This is a genomic window from Janibacter hoylei PVAS-1 (assembly GCF_004025845.1).
Taxonomy (GTDB): domain Bacteria; phylum Actinomycetota; class Actinomycetes; order Actinomycetales; family Dermatophilaceae; genus Janibacter; species Janibacter hoylei.
In genome coordinates this window covers 18,651-32,022 of sequence record NZ_PIPF01000005.1, presented here as the reverse complement: position 1 = coordinate 32,022, position 13,372 = coordinate 18,651, and the positions used below count along the sequence as shown (strand labels likewise).

The 13,372-nt window shown below is 73.7% G+C and carries 17 protein-coding genes; 8 read left to right on the top strand and 9 right to left on the bottom strand.

Annotated elements, in window-relative coordinates:
- The gene (locus CWN80_RS05365; protein WP_007928792.1) at positions 1-492 is read left to right on the top strand and encodes an NAD(P)H-dependent oxidoreductase; all 492 of its coding nucleotides are present in this window, start codon (positions 1-3) and stop codon (positions 490-492) included.
- Positions 493-547: 55 nt separating this feature from the next.
- Complete coding sequence (locus CWN80_RS05360) at positions 548-1,327, top strand: thioesterase family protein (protein ID WP_007928791.1); 780 nt, start codon at positions 548-550, stop codon at positions 1,325-1,327.
- On the opposite strand, the gene CWN80_RS05355 is transcribed toward CWN80_RS05360, so the two are convergent.
- The 5 genes from CWN80_RS05355 to CWN80_RS05335 form a co-directional block, all read right to left on the bottom strand.
- Positions 1,311-2,222, bottom strand: a complete 912-nt coding sequence (locus tag CWN80_RS05355; protein ID WP_007928790.1) for a hypothetical protein — start codon at positions 2,220-2,222, stop codon at positions 1,311-1,313. The genes CWN80_RS05360 and CWN80_RS05355 overlap by 17 nt on opposite strands.
- Entirely contained in the window at positions 2,210-2,791 is a 582-nt protein-coding gene (locus tag CWN80_RS05350; RefSeq protein ID WP_128276996.1) for a hypothetical protein, read from the bottom strand. Before CWN80_RS05350 ends, CWN80_RS05355 begins: the two co-directional genes overlap by 13 nt.
- Before the next feature lie 147 nt (positions 2,792-2,938).
- On the bottom strand, positions 2,939-3,409 hold the full coding sequence (locus CWN80_RS05345; protein WP_007928788.1) for a hypothetical protein: 471 nt from the start codon (positions 3,407-3,409) through the stop codon (positions 2,939-2,941).
- A 5-nt stretch (positions 3,410-3,414) separates the two neighbouring features.
- Positions 3,415-4,215: a hypothetical protein gene (locus CWN80_RS05340; protein WP_007928787.1), complete on the bottom strand. Its 801-nt coding sequence runs from the start codon at positions 4,213-4,215 to the stop codon at positions 3,415-3,417.
- Positions 4,216-4,219: 4 nt separating this feature from the next.
- Entirely contained in the window at positions 4,220-4,669 is a 450-nt protein-coding gene (locus CWN80_RS05335) for a mycothiol transferase (protein WP_007928786.1), read from the bottom strand.
- Between the two features lie 286 nt (positions 4,670-4,955).
- Here CWN80_RS05335 and CWN80_RS05330 point away from each other — a divergent pair, with 286 nt between their 5' ends.
- From CWN80_RS05330 to CWN80_RS15335, 6 genes are all read left to right on the top strand, one after another.
- Positions 4,956-5,657: a DUF1361 domain-containing protein gene (locus CWN80_RS05330; RefSeq protein ID WP_157986913.1), complete on the top strand. Its 702-nt coding sequence runs from the start codon at positions 4,956-4,958 to the stop codon at positions 5,655-5,657.
- Positions 5,654-6,859, top strand: a complete 1,206-nt coding sequence (locus CWN80_RS05325) for an MFS transporter (protein WP_007928784.1) — start codon at positions 5,654-5,656, stop codon at positions 6,857-6,859. Before CWN80_RS05330 ends, CWN80_RS05325 begins: the two co-directional genes overlap by 4 nt.
- A gap of 30 nt (positions 6,860-6,889) precedes the next feature.
- On the top strand, positions 6,890-7,579 hold the full coding sequence (locus CWN80_RS05320; RefSeq protein WP_040881502.1) for a DsbA family oxidoreductase: 690 nt from the start codon (positions 6,890-6,892) through the stop codon (positions 7,577-7,579).
- A 30-nt stretch (positions 7,580-7,609) separates the two neighbouring features.
- Complete coding sequence (locus CWN80_RS05315; protein WP_040881501.1) at positions 7,610-8,113, top strand: mycothiol transferase; 504 nt, start codon at positions 7,610-7,612, stop codon at positions 8,111-8,113.
- A complete protein-coding gene (locus CWN80_RS05310) occupies positions 8,110-8,541 on the top strand; it encodes a hypothetical protein (RefSeq protein WP_007928779.1) in 432 nt (143 codons plus the stop codon). Before CWN80_RS05315 ends, CWN80_RS05310 begins: the two co-directional genes overlap by 4 nt.
- 82 nt (positions 8,542-8,623) lie before the next feature.
- Complete coding sequence (locus CWN80_RS15335) at positions 8,624-8,800, top strand: VOC family protein (protein ID WP_156811789.1); 177 nt, start codon at positions 8,624-8,626, stop codon at positions 8,798-8,800.
- Positions 8,801-8,809: 9 nt separating this feature from the next.
- On the opposite strand, the gene hrpB is transcribed toward CWN80_RS15335, so the two are convergent.
- From hrpB to CWN80_RS05290, 4 genes are read right to left on the bottom strand one after another with little or no spacing between them, the layout of a single operon-like run.
- Positions 8,810-11,386 (bottom strand): ATP-dependent helicase HrpB, encoded by a 2,577-nt coding sequence (gene hrpB / locus CWN80_RS05305; RefSeq protein WP_128276994.1) that lies wholly within the window; start codon positions 11,384-11,386, stop codon positions 8,810-8,812.
- A 31-nt stretch (positions 11,387-11,417) separates the two neighbouring features.
- Positions 11,418-11,963 (bottom strand): GNAT family N-acetyltransferase, encoded by a 546-nt coding sequence (locus CWN80_RS05300; protein ID WP_007928777.1) that lies wholly within the window; start codon positions 11,961-11,963, stop codon positions 11,418-11,420.
- Between the two features lie 46 nt (positions 11,964-12,009).
- Positions 12,010-12,558, bottom strand: a complete 549-nt coding sequence (locus CWN80_RS05295; protein ID WP_007928776.1) for a DUF1697 domain-containing protein — start codon at positions 12,556-12,558, stop codon at positions 12,010-12,012.
- A complete protein-coding gene (locus tag CWN80_RS05290; RefSeq protein ID WP_007928775.1) occupies positions 12,555-13,328 on the bottom strand; it encodes an SDR family NAD(P)-dependent oxidoreductase in 774 nt (257 codons plus the stop codon). Before CWN80_RS05290 ends, CWN80_RS05295 begins: the two co-directional genes overlap by 4 nt.
- Between the last annotated feature and the right edge of the window lie 44 nt (positions 13,329-13,372).

Below are 13,372 nucleotides of genomic sequence, written 5' to 3'. Positions count from 1 at the left end.
ATGGCTCGTCTGCTCGTCGTCCACCACAGCCCGACCCGGTCGACCCGCGCGCTGCTCGACGCGGCGCTCGCGGGGGCCCGACACCCCGACCTCGACGGCGTGGAGGTGCACGTCGTCCCCGCCCTCGAGGCGAGCGCCGACGAGGTGCTCTCGGCCGACGGCTACCTGCTCGGCACCCCGGCCAACTTCGGCTACATGTCAGGGGCCCTCAAGCACTTCTTCGACTCGACCTTCCTCCAGGTCGGCGGAGCACTCGACGACTCCGGCGGGGCCGGCGAAGGGGGCGGTGGCTCCACCGCGAAGCGGCCCTACGGCCTCTGGGTGCACGGTCGGTACGACGTCACCGGTGCCGTGCGGGCGGTGGGCTCCATCGTCCAGGCGCTCGACTGGCGTCAGGCCGCCGAGACCCTCGAGGTCGTCGGTGACGTCGACGACGCGGCGCTGGAGGCGGCGACCGAGCTCGGCGGCACGCTCGCAGCGCTGCTGAGCTGAGCAGCGCGAGCGTGCCTGCCACCAGACCGGTGACACCGGGTGGTCTGATGGGCCCATGGCCTACTTCGAGCGCATCGACAGCCTGACCGTCCGCCCCACGGCGCACACCGGCGGCGCCTGGACGCAGAGCGAGCAGCACATCGCGCCGGCCCTCGGCCTGCTCGCCCATCTCGTCGAGGTCGACCGCGACGCTCGCCGCGACGACGGGCTGCCGCTCGTTCGGCTGGCCTGCGACATCCTCGGGCCCGTCCCCGTGCAGCCGTGCACGCACGAGGTGCGCGTCGTGCGGCCGGGGCGGACCATCGAGCTCGTCGAGGCGACGCTCTCGCACGGGGGCCGCGCGGTCGCCGTCGCCCGGGCCTGGCTCGTCGCCGCCGGAGAGACCAGCGCCCTCGAGCACAGCGACCTGCCGCCCATGCCGGCGCCGGGTGACACCGAGCCGTGGGACCCGAGCAGCGTGTGGACGGGAGGATTCATCGAGAGCGTCGAGGTGCGCCGCGAGGCGGTCGAGCCGGGGCGCGGGCGGGTGTGGGTGCGCACCGACGTGCCGCTCGTCGACGAGCCGCACAGTCACCTCGCCGCGACGGCTGGTCTCCTCGACATCGCCAACGGGATGAACGTCCTCGCCTCACCCCGGGAGGTCCTCTTCCCGAACGTCGATCTCACCGCGCACCTCTTCCGCCAGCCCGAGCCGGGCTGGCTCGGGCTCGACACGACGGTCTCCTTCGGACCCGCCGGCCACGGGCTGACCTCCAGCGTGCTCCACGACGAGCGAGGGGCCTTCGGCACCCTCGCCCAGGTGCTCACCGTCCGGCCGGTCAGCCCTTCTGCGTGACCACGGACTGCAGCTCGCCGACGGTGACCTGCTCGGTGGAGGACATGGTCTGGGTCGCCGAGCCCGTGGCGTCACCCGAGATCGAGATCTCCCAGACGTAGCTGGCCGTCAGGGTGTGCGTGCCGGCGGTGGACCAGCCGGAGGCGAAGCCGCAGGTCGGGTCCGACCAGCCGTGCGTCGCCGAGTCGTACTTGGTGCCGGTGGTCGTGCAGGTGGTCGTCGTGCCGTCCCCGAGCGACCACTTCACCTTGGAGACCTTGGCGGTCGCGGTCACGGAGTATGGGCCGGCCGTGGCCGTGGTCGACATCGAGGGCAGCGCACCGCCGGTGCCGTCGCCGACCCACAGCCAGACGGGCAGGCCGACGGTGCCGCGGCAGGCGCCGGTGTCGGTCTGGCACGGGGAGGCGCCGATCTCCGGGCGGCTGAGGTCGAGCCGGCTGATGGCGGTGATGCGGGCGCGGGCGATGGCCTGCGCAGGCGTCTCGTCGGCCGGCGCGTCCTCGGTCGCGTCATCCTCGCGGATGATGCGGTCGTTGTACGCCGCCATGCACGAGATGGACAGGGCGTCGCCGTCGCGCATGCAGATCTCGATGACCTCCGCCATCGTGTACATGCGCGGGCCGGACGAGGTCGAGTCGCCGGACTCCGACTGACCACCGGTGGTGCCGCCGCCGTTGTTGCCGTTGTAGTTGCCGCCGCTGTTGTTGCCGCCGCTGTTGTCGTTGCCGCCGTTGTTGCCGCCGGACTGGCACCAGTCGGCGCCGACGATGACGGAGCCACCTCCGGTGTCTCCTCGACCACCCTCTCGGCAGTCGGCCGTGGCGCTGGCCTGCGGGAGGGCGGGCGTGAAGAGCAGGAGGGCTCCGGCGAGGAGCGTGGTGGCTAGGCGTCGCACGGGGTCCCCTTCTTGTCCTTGTCAGGTAGGTTGCGCGACCGGTCGAGCTGCCAGGTCGTGCCGTCGTCGGTCGTGGAGTAGGTGTTGAGGTAGGTGTCGTGCCGAGGCTTCTTGGGCAGCACCTTGGTCGGGTCGTTGGGGTGCGCCGTGACGTCCTTGCCGTCGACGATGATGCGCGTGGTGTCGACCGTGCAGGCATATGCGGTGAGCTGCCCACCGCCCGGAGCATCGGGGTCGGACTCGCCGAGATGCAGTGACTCGGTCGTGATCTTGCCCGTGAAGACCGCGCCCGCCTCGGTGAAGTCGGCGGCTGCCGCGTCGAAGCGGGTGCGGAAGCCATCGGTCGCCCAGGTGGCGTCCTCGGGCAGGGGCTTGCTGGGGTCCGCGGCGCGAAGCTGCTTGTCGATCGCCCGGACCTGCTCCATGGCGTGCTCGTCGTCGGAGGTCGTCGCGTTGCTCGCCGTGGCGGACGAGGTCGGGTCGGACGTGCCGGACTCGTCGTCGCCGCAGGCGCTCAGGGTCAGCAGCGAGGCGGCGCAGGCCAGCGCGGCGATGTCTCGTGTGCGCACGCGGCGCATGCTCGTCCTCCCGATCGTGGTCGTCGATCCGGTCGGGCGCCGACTGCCAGGGCCCCACCTCGGGCCAGATTAGCGAGAACACGCCAAGGGCGGCAGGGGAGGACTCCCCTGCCGCCCGTGGCGTGCGTCTCTGTCGGGTCAGGCGTGCCGCGGGGTGTAGCGGCTGTGCCGTGCCGTGTAGCGCGAGTTGGAGCGGCGGATCGCGATGGCGCCGGCGACGACGAGCAGGGTCCAGACGCCGAGGGCGATCCAGCCGGCGAGCCAGGTGGCGGCCGCGCCGATGAGGACGACGGCGGCCAGCACGCAGGCGACCGCGATGAGGTTGCGGCGGATGGCCGCGACCGACTCTGGGCTGGCGTGGCGGCGGCGCAGGTTGTGGCCCACGGGTGCGGCGACGTGCTCGACCTCGTCGGCCGGCTCGGTGACGATCGTCTGGCCAGGGACGGCCGCCTCCTCGACGGCCTCGCGGTAGGCGAGTCGCGGGATGACCGCGGTGTCCACCGTGTCGTCGTCGGTCGCCAGCATGGCCTCGAGGTCCTCCGCCTGGATGGCCCAGGTCGGCAGGTCGGTCGGGGCGGTGCGGGGAGAAGTCGTGCGCGCCGTGCTCATGAGGGCTATGATCCCGCGCTTCTCGGCCGTTGTCGTGCACGTCCGGCGCCCGGGCGTGTCTCGAGCCGCACCACCTCATCGGCCTCACGTGCCACACGTGTCTCGAGGTCCTTCGTGCGGTCGCGGGCGGCGACGAGCGCGGCCCGCGCCTCCGACTCGGCGAGGCGGGCGGCGGCCAGCTCCCGCTCGACGTCGCGCAGCCGGTCGCGCGCGGCCTCGAGGGCTGCCTGCCGAGCGCGCTCCTCGGCGCTGACCTCCTCCGTGTCGTCGCCGGGGTCGTCCGGCAGGGGCGGCAGGAGGCGAAGGGGGGTCGCCACCGCGTCGTCGAGCTCGACCTCACCGAAGCCGGCGTACGCCAGAGGGCGGAGCAGCTGACCCGAGGCCACCGCCGTGCCGCTCGCCTCGTCGGCGAGCGCGGCGACGGCCGTCGCCGCCACGGAGTCCTGCACGCCGGCGGACCAGCCCAGGCCGTGCTCGTGGGCGGCGCGACCGGCGGCCGCGACGAAGGCGTCGATGCACTCCCTTCGCTCAGGTCGGGCCGCTGCGAGCGCGGCTCCGTCGCCACTGGCCTGGGCGGCGCGCATCCGCTCGCCGAGAGCGAGGAGCGCGGCCACGACCTGCGGCTCTTCCCGCGCGACGACGTTGACGAGGTGCGCGGGGACGGTCGGCTTGCGCAGGGCCTTGATCGCGGCGGCCAGATCGGCGTCGCCCTCGTCCTTGGCCGCGGTCACCCACCGGGTGCGGGTGGCGACGAAGTCGGCCAGGGGCGCTGCGTAGACGTCGGTGACGGCCTCGCTCAGCTCCACGGGCTCAGGCGCGCTCGTCGGCGATGCGGGTGAGGCGCTCGACGTACCGGGCCCAGCGCCCTTCGTCCCACTCCGGCAGGTTGTTGCCCTCGGAGCGCAGCCCGACCCGACCGTCGACGTGCTCGCGCAGGATGTCGGCGTGGGCGAAGCAGGCCGCGCTCCAGGCGAGCACGTCGGCCATCGACTCGCCCTCGGTCGCAAACATGTCCTCGTTGTCGTCCGGGTCCACCCCCTCGGCCTCCCACGGGAGCGCCAGGTCGCTCGGCCGACCGAAGGTCTCGCCGAAGTAGCCCAGCTCGCACGCCGCCGCATGCTTGTACAGGCCCAGCAGGTTGGTCCCGGTCGGCGTCCGGGGCAGCCGCGCCTCCCGCTCGCTCAGCCCCTCGAGCTTGAGCAGCAGCGCCGCCCGCTGGGCGCGCAGGTGGTCGTGCAGGGCGGTCTTGAGGTCGGCCATGGGACCAGCCTGCCACCGGGGACCTACTGCGAAGCGGGCGAAGGGGGACGGAGCGGACGGGCGAGGAGGGTCGGTGCAGCGTCAAGCCGACGTCGAGAACGACAAGGCGCCCACACGAGGACGAAGGACGTCGGCAGCGCGCCGGCCCTCCTCGCCGGGAGCGGGGGGCACACGGTCGTGGCTTCGAGACGCTCGTTCCGCCCACGCGGCGCGTGGGACCCAGCTCCTCAGCCAGCGGTGGGGTCTCGTCCAGAGATCCCCAAGGTGGGCGGCCTACCGTCGTGGGATGGCTCCGACATCTCACCCCGGGCGTTGGCTGGCCGGGCTCACCCTGCTCCCCGTCGCCGGCACCCTCGTCGCCGCGGCGCTGCAGTACGTGCGCACGGATCAGACGGGGGCCGTCTTCACCTTCCTCTTCTGGAACCTCTTCCTCGCGTGGATCCCCTTCCTCCTCGCGCTCGCGATGACCGGGCTGGACCGGCTCCGGGCCCCCGGGTGGCTGCTCGCCCCCGTCGGCGTCGTGTGGCTGCTCTTCCTGCCCAATGCGCCGTACATCATCACGGACTTCATCCACCTCGACTGGATGCACGGCGCCCCACTGTGGTTCGACGCCCTGCTCATCGGCTCCTTCGCCGGGACGGGGCTGCTGCTGGGGCTCGCCTCGTTGCTGCTCGTGCACCGGATCGTCGCCGCCCGGATGGGGACGGCCGCAGGCTGGGCGCTCGCCATCGGCTCCCTGGCCCTGACCTCCCTCGGCGTCTACCTCGGCCGCTTCCCCCGCTTCAACTCCTGGGACGTGGTGACCAACCCGCAGGGCCTGGTCGACGTCGTCCTCGGCCGACTCCTCGACCCCTTCGGCAACCCCTTCCTCCTGCAGTTCGCCGCGGCGATGACCGGGGGTCTGGTCGCCGCCTACCTCGTCACCTGGGCCATCGGTCGAGCCCTCGAGGGCGGTCATCGGGGTGGGGTGGCACAGTACGGCGGGTGAGCACCCCCGCCCGCCCCGCGCAGGAGCGGCCGTCCGTCCCGGCCGAGATCAAGGCACTTGTCGCCGCGGCCTTCGTCATCGCCGTGGGCTTCGGCCTCATCACCCCGGTCCTGCCGCAGTTCGCCCAGAGCTTCGACGTCGGCGTCACCGCCGCCTCCGTCATCGTCTCGGCCTTCGCCTTCTTCCGTCTGCTCTTCGCCCCTGCGGGCGGTGCTCTCGTCACGCGGCTCGGGGAGCGGCCCGTCTACATCCTCGGGCTGGTCATCGTCGCCCTGTCCACGGGCGCCTCGGCCTTTGCCCAGTCGTACTGGCAGCTGCTGATCTTCCGCTCGCTCGGCGGCATCGGGTCGACGATGTTCACCGTCTCGGCGATGGCCCTGCTCGTGCGCATGGCCCCGCCACTCATCCGCGGCCGCGTCTCGTCGATGTACGGCAGTGCCTTCCTCATCGGCGGGGTCATCGGCCCCGTCATCGGCGGCGCCCTGGGCGAGCTCGGGATGCGGGTGCCCTTCCTCGTCTACGGCGTCGCGCTGCTGCTCGCCGCGGCCCTCGTCGCGACCATGCTGCGGGGGACCCCCCTTCGCGCCGACCCGCTGCAGGGCGCACTGCCGCCGATGACCGTGCGCGAGGCCCTCGGCGACAGCGCCTACCGCGCCGCCCTGGTGTCGGCCTTCGCCAACGGGTGGACCAACTTCGGCGTGCGCGTGGCGATCCTGCCGCTCTTCGCCGTCGCGGTCGTGGGGGAGACGTGGGCCGCCGCCGTCGCCCTCGCCGCAGGTGCGGCCGCGACCGCCATCACCCTGCAGTTCTCCGGTCGGATCGCCGACACGCTCGGCCGCCGCCGACCCATCCTCGTCGGCCTCGGCCTGAGCGCCGTCGGCATGGGCGCCATGGGACTCGCCGGAGGCCTCGTCGGCATCCTCGTCCTGACGACCGTGCTCGCCGCCGGCGCCGGCCTGCTCAACCCGGCGCAGCAGGCCACCGTCGCCGACGTCGTCGGCAACGGCCGGTCCGGGGGCAAGGTGCTCGCCGCCTTCCAGATGTGCCAGGACGCGGGCGGCATCGGTGGGCCCGTCGTCATCGGTGCGGTCGCCGACCTCTGGGGCTGGCAGTGGGCCTTCGCGCTCAGCGGACTCGTCAGCGCCCTCGCGATCCTCCCGTGGTCGCGGGCCCGCGAGACCCTGGCGGCACCCGCGGGATGATCCGGCGCGCTCCGCGCGTTGCCCCCCGACATGCAGATCGACATCTGGTCCGACATCGCCTGCCCCTGGTGCTACATCGGCAAGCGGCGCCTCGAGACCGCCCTGACCGACCACCCGCAGCGCGACGAGATCACCGTCGCCTGGCACAGCTACCAGCTCGACCCGAGCCTGCCCGAGCACTACGACGGCACCGAGGCCGAGTACCTCGCCTCCCGCAAGGGCATGCCCGTCGAGCAGGTGCGGCAGATGTTCGGCCACGTCGCCGAGCAGGCCGCCGGCGAAGGCCTCGCCTACGACTTCGACCGCCTGGTCGTCGCCAACTCCGCGCGCGCCCACCAGCTGCTCCACCTCGCCAAGGAGCGTGGGGTCGCCGATGCCGTCAAGGAGGGCCTGCTGTCCGGTCACTTCGAGCACGGCCTCGACATCGGTGACGTCGACGCGCTCGTCCGGGTGGGAGTGGCCGCCGGTCTGGACGAAGGGGAGGTCCGCGCCTCCCTCGAGGACGGCCGCTACGAGGCCGCGGTCGCGGCCGACATCGACATGGCGCGGCAGATCGGGGTGACGGGTGTCCCCTTCGTCGTCATCGACATGAAGTACGCCGTCTCCGGGGCCCAGCCGCCCGAGGTCTTCCGCGAGGTCGTGGACAAGGCGCTCGCCGAGCGGACCCCGGCCGTGCAGGTCGTGCAGTCCGGCGACGTCTGCGGGCCCGACGGCTGCTGAGCGCCGCGACCGGGGCGTAGCGTCGGGGGCATGACTCCTGCACAACTGCTCATCGACTGCTTCGGCCGGGTGCGCGAGAGCGCGCTGGCCGCCATCGACGGTCTCACTGAGGAACAGCTGACGCACCGCGTCGCGCCCGACGCCAACCCGATCGCGTGGCTGGTCTGGCACGCCTATCGCGTCCAGGACGACCACGTGGCCGACGTCGCCGGTCTTCAGCAGGTCTGGGCTGCCCGAGGTTTCATCGAGTTCTTCGACCTCGACCTGGACGAGGACGACACCGGCTACGGGCACACGAGTGCGCAGGTGGGCAAGGTCGTCGCCAGTGCCGAGCTGCTCGCCCGCTACGTCGAGGCCGTGCACGACCAGACGGTGACGTGGGTCGCCGGGCTGGACGAGGACGACCTCGACCGCGTCGTCGACACCTCGTGGGATCCGCCGGTCACGCTCGGGGCGCGGCTGGTGAGCGTCGTCAACGACGACACCCAGCACGTCGGGCAGGCGGCGTACCTGCGGGGGCTGATCACCGCATGAGGTCGAGCTTCGTCGTGTCCGCCGAGACCGAGCACGCGCCCGCCGAGACGTGGGCGCGGCTGTGGGACCTTGATCGGCACACGGCGGTCATCCCGCTGACGACGGTGACGCCCAACCCGCCGGCGACCCGGATGGGGGCGGGGGCCGGCTTCACCGGCAGGACCGCGCTGGGGCCGCTCGGCTTCGACGACGTCATGCGGGTCGAGACGTGGGCCCCGCCGGAGTCCGCGACCGTGGTCAAGGTCGGCCGGGTCGTCGGCGGGCGGATCGAGGTAACGGTGGCCCCCCTTCGTCACGGCTCGCGCGTCGTCTGGCGCCAGACGGTGCAGCTGCCGTGGCTGCCAGCGCGACTGCGGTGGGTCGAAGCGCTCGCCGCCCGGGTCGTGGCGCCCGGCTATCGGCAGGCGATCCGGACCCTGCTGGCGTGAGCCGATTGGACCGGCCGAGCACAACAGGTCGTCTTGGTGCATGTCGTGCCGTTCGCCGGCCCGCGCGGCGGAGCACCGCCACGTGCGGAGCGGGACCGAGATCGTGCTCGTCGTCGACGCCGTGCAGGCCGAGCGTGACCGGCTCGTGGCCGCAGGCGTCGAGTTCGCCGAGGACCTCACCGACCGCCCGTGGGTGCTGACCGACTTCCGGGTGCACGACCCTGACGGGTACCACCTGCGGCTCACCGACCGTCGCTGACGCCGGGGCTCAGGTCCGGCGCTTCGTGCGGGCCGTCGCCGGGGCGGTCCACGGGTCCTCCGGCCACGGGTGCTTGGGATAGCGGCCGCGCATCTCAGCCCGCACCTGGGCGTAGGGCCCGGACCAGAAGGAGGCGAGGTCGTCGGTCACAGCGAGGAGCCGTCGGGCCGGGGAAAGCAGGTGGAAGAGCACCGGCACGCGGCCGTCGAGGAGCCGCGGCGTCTCGCCGAGGCCGAAGCACTCCTGCAGCTTGACCGCGAGCACCGGTGCGGCAGAAGGCTCGTCGTGCGGCGGCCAGGTGATCGTGGCCGTCGACCCGCTCGGGACCGGCAGGCGCTCGGGGGCGAGCTCGTCGAGCCGGGTCGCCTCGGGCCAGGGGAGCAGCCGGCGCAGGGGGTCGGTCAGGTCGATGCGGGCGAAGGGAGTGCCCGTCGCCACGCGCTGCAGCTCGGGGCCGAGCCACTGCTCGAGTCGCGCCGCCAGTGCGTCGTCCGAGACCTCGGGCCACGGGTCGCCGAGGTGGTGGTGGAGCACGGCGAGGCGTCGACGCAGGGCGTCGGCGGCGGGTGACCAGGTGAGCAGGTCGAGGCCGCGGGTGACGAGTGCGCGCCGTACCGCGTCGGCCCCGGTCGCCGGGTCAGCCCGGATCGGCGTCGAGGAGAGCTCGATGGCGCCGAGGGCGTCGACCTCGCGGGCGGTGACCCTCCCCTTCGAGGCTCCACCGTCGCGCCTCAGGGAGCCTTCGCCCAGGTCGGCGCGGACCTCGCGGACCCGCAGCCCGGCGCCAGCGGTCTCCGCCTCGTCGCGGGTGAGGGCTGCGGCGAGCCGGATGACCGCGCCGGTGCCGGCCGCGACGCGGCCGTCGGCGCGGGCGACGTCGGCGACGACAAGCCACTCGTCGTGACGCATCGGGCTCCCGGCGGGCAGGGCCGCGCGGGTGCCCGAGGCGAGGAGATAGGCGGGGCCGTCGCCGACGCGTCGGGCGATCCGGCCGGGGTGGGCGAGGGCGGTGACCAGTCCGGCGCCGGAGACGTGCCGGTCGCCGGCACGGGCATCGTTGCCGGGGCGTCGGTGCTCGCCGGCTGGGACCAGCCGCGCGAGGCGGTCGGCCTCGCGGCGCCACCGGCTGGCGTCGCGGGAGCGCCCGGAGCGCAGGTCGGCGAGCAGCCGGTCGAGGTCGCCGTCGTCGCTGCGCAGGTCGTCGGCGAGGGTCGCGACCACCTCGGCGGCCGCGGTGGTGCCCACGAGGGTGGCGCCGTCGAGCAGGGCGCGGGCGAGCCGAGGGTCGGCGGGGATGCGCGTCGCGGCGAACCCGTCGTCGGTAATCCGTCCGCCGTCGTCGACGAGGCCGAGCCCGCGCAGGGTGGTCTCGGCCGCGTCGATGCCGGCCGTCGGGGGTGGTGTCAGGAGCGCCATGCCCTCGCCGCGGGGCGAGCCCCAGGCCGCCAGGGTCAGGGCCGTCTCGGTGAGGTCGGCCGTCGTGATCTGCGGGGTGACGTGCTCGGGAGCGCGGGACCAGACGGACTCCTCGACGAGCCGCACGGCACGGCCGGGGCCCAGGCGCGCGGCCCGGCCGGCGCGCTGGGTCATCGAGGCCCGGGATGCCTGCACGGTGACCAGCCCGGACATGTCACGGGCGGCGTCACGGCGGGGCTCGCGGGAGAGGGCCGCGTCGACGACCAGCCGCACTCCGGGAACGGTGAGCGAGGACTCGGCGAGATCGGTGGAGACGACGATGCGGCCACCGCTCGTGGTGGGCTCACCGCCGATCGCGCGGTCCTGCTCGCGCGGGGCAAGGCGGCCGTGGAGCGGGAGGACCTCGGCGCCGGGGACGAGACGGCCGAGCAGCTCGACGACTTGGTCGACCTCCCGGGCTCCGGGGACGAAGACGAGGGTGTGGTGGTCGGGCTCGTGGTGCCGTGCGGTCACCCTCGCGACGTGCTCGAGGAAGTCCCGGGTGACACCCCGCGCGTCGGTCCGCGGGCCCGTGCTCGGCTCCCAGAGGACCTCGAGCGGGTGCAGCGCGCCCTCGCTGTCGACGAGTGGGGCCGGACCGTCGTCGTCGCCGAGCAGTGCGGCGATGCCCGGGGCGTCGAGGGTGGCCGACATCGCGACGAGCGGCAGCTCCCGCAGCTGGCGCACCTCGGCGAGCATCCCGAGCAGCAGGTCGGTGTCGAGGGCTCGCTCGTGGACCTCGTCGAGGACGACGGCGGCCGTGCCGGTGAGCTCGGGGTCGGCGAGCAGCCGACGGACGAGCACCCCCGGGGTCACGAACTCCACCCGCGTGCGCGGCCCGACGCGGCGCTCGCCGCGGACGGTGTGGCCGACGAGGTCACCGACCTGCGTGCCGGTCAGGTGGGCCAGCCGTCGCGCCGCCGCACGCACCGTGACCCGCCGGGGGCCGGTGACGACGACCCTTCCGTCGACGCAGTCGGCGACGAGCGGGGGCGCCAGTGTCGTCTTGCCGGACCCCGGCGGGGCCTGGACGACCGCGACGCCCCGGGTCGTGACCGCCGCCCGCAGGTCGTCGAGCGTCTCGGCGAAGGGGAGTCCCTCCCCGATCGCGCGCAGATCGAGGTCGGTCATGGCGTCGAGCCTCGCACGAGCAGCGCCGGGGTCAGCGCTCGAGGACGAAGAGTCGCGTCGTCGTGTCGTAGTAGCGGTCCGTGAGCCCCTCGTCGCGCATGCCCAGGCGACGGGCGACCCGCTGGGAGGCCTCGTTGTCCGGGTGGGTGACGGCGACGACGCGGGGGAGGCCGGAGGCGTGGCCGAGCACGCGGGTGGCGGCTTCGGTCGCGATGCCGCGGCCCCACACGTCGGGGTGCAGGTGCCAGCCGATCTCGACCTCGGGACTGTCGAGGGCCAGCTCCGGGTTGCGCGGGTCCGCCGCGAGGGCCGAGCCGCTGATCGGGATCGGCTTGAGCAGCAGCGTGCCGACGAAGCGCTCCTCGAGGTCGATCGCCCAGATGCCCTGGGGCGGCGGGTAGGGCACGCCGCGTCGGCGGGGGACCGACGCGCGGGCTTCGCCGACGTCCGTCATCGGCTGGCCGTCGCCGATCCACCGCTGCACCTCGGGGCGCGAGTGCAGGTCGAAGAGCGCGTCCGCGTCCTCGTCGACGAAGGTCCGCAACGTCAGCCGGTCGGTCGTGAGCGTCTCGGGCACGCCTCGATCCTTGCACCCGGCGGTGTCTCGCGCCCGGCGCCCGCTCTCAGAGCGACTCGAGCTTGCGCACGATCCGCTGCACGGTGAGCCATGTCCGGGTGGTGATGTCCTTGCCGTAGGTCCGGTCGAGCCAGCGCATGACGTCGGGCGTCTTGCCCGGGTCGCCGTTGTCGAGGACGGCGAGGAAGGCCCGCGCCTCCTCGTCGAAGCCGACGACCCGCACCCTGGGATCAGGATCGTCGGGGATCTCGGTGGGTGCCGGCGCGCCGTCCTTGAGGAAGGTCGTGACGAGGTAGGTACCGCGTCCGTGCTCCAGCCCGTCGAAGGGATCGCGCTCGAGCAGCCCTCGCAGCTCCTCCAGAGAGCGGATGATCGTGCCGCCCCCGATGCCGAGCTGGCCGACGAGCGCCTCCTGGATCCGCCGCTCCAGTTGCGGCCCATCGGTCTCGTCGGTCTCGAAGACGATGTTGCCGCTGGCGAGCACGGAGCCGACCCGCTGCAGGCCGAGCCCTTCGTGGACCGCCCGCAGCTCGGCATTCGAGTTGTGGGGCAGCGCCGGCGCGATCCCGCGCAGCAGGGCGACGTAGCGCGTCATGGCCGCAGGTGCGAGGCGCCGTTGAGGTCGAGCGTCGCCCCGGACGCCCACTGCGCGTCGGGCGAGGCGAGCCAGAGCACAGCCGACGCCACCTCCTCCGGTCGCCCCACCCGGCCGAAGGGGGAGTCCGCCCGGATCGCTTTTCCCGCAGGGGAATCCAACCGATCCGCCACCCTCTCGGTGTCGACGAAGCCGGGCGCCACGGTCGCGACCGCGATGCCGTGCGGGGCGAGTGCGACGGCGAGCGAGGCGTCCATCGAGTGCAGTGCCGCCTTCGACGCCGCGTAGGCCGGGTACTCCGGCTCGCCGCGGTGGACGCCGCGGGTGCCGATGGTGATGACGCGGCCCGGCAGCCCGAGCTCGACGAGCCGGCGGGTCATCGCGTGCGTGACGAGCGCCGTGCCGAGGGTGTTGATCCGCAGGTAGTCCTCCCAGCTGCGTTGCCACGCAAGGGGATCCGTCGTCGCGGGTGGGTGGGTGAGCGCCGGTGTCGTCGCGATGCCCGCGTTGTTGACGAGCACCGTGACCGGTGCGCCGAGGGCCTCCTCGGCTGCCGCCGGCAGGCCCGCGGCCTGGTCCGCGTCGCCCAGGTCGCCGACGACGAGGGCGTGCCCCTCGCCGGGGAGGGAGTCGCGGGTGGCCTCCCCTTCGTCCACCGCGGAGCGGACGTGCACCGCGACCCGATCACCTTGGTGGGCAAAGGCGCTCGCGATGGCGCGACCGATGCCGCGAGAGGCTCCGGTGACGAGGACGGCGCGGGGTGCAGTCATGCGGCCAGTCTGCTCCCTCGTGGTGGCACGGCGGCCCGGGGCGG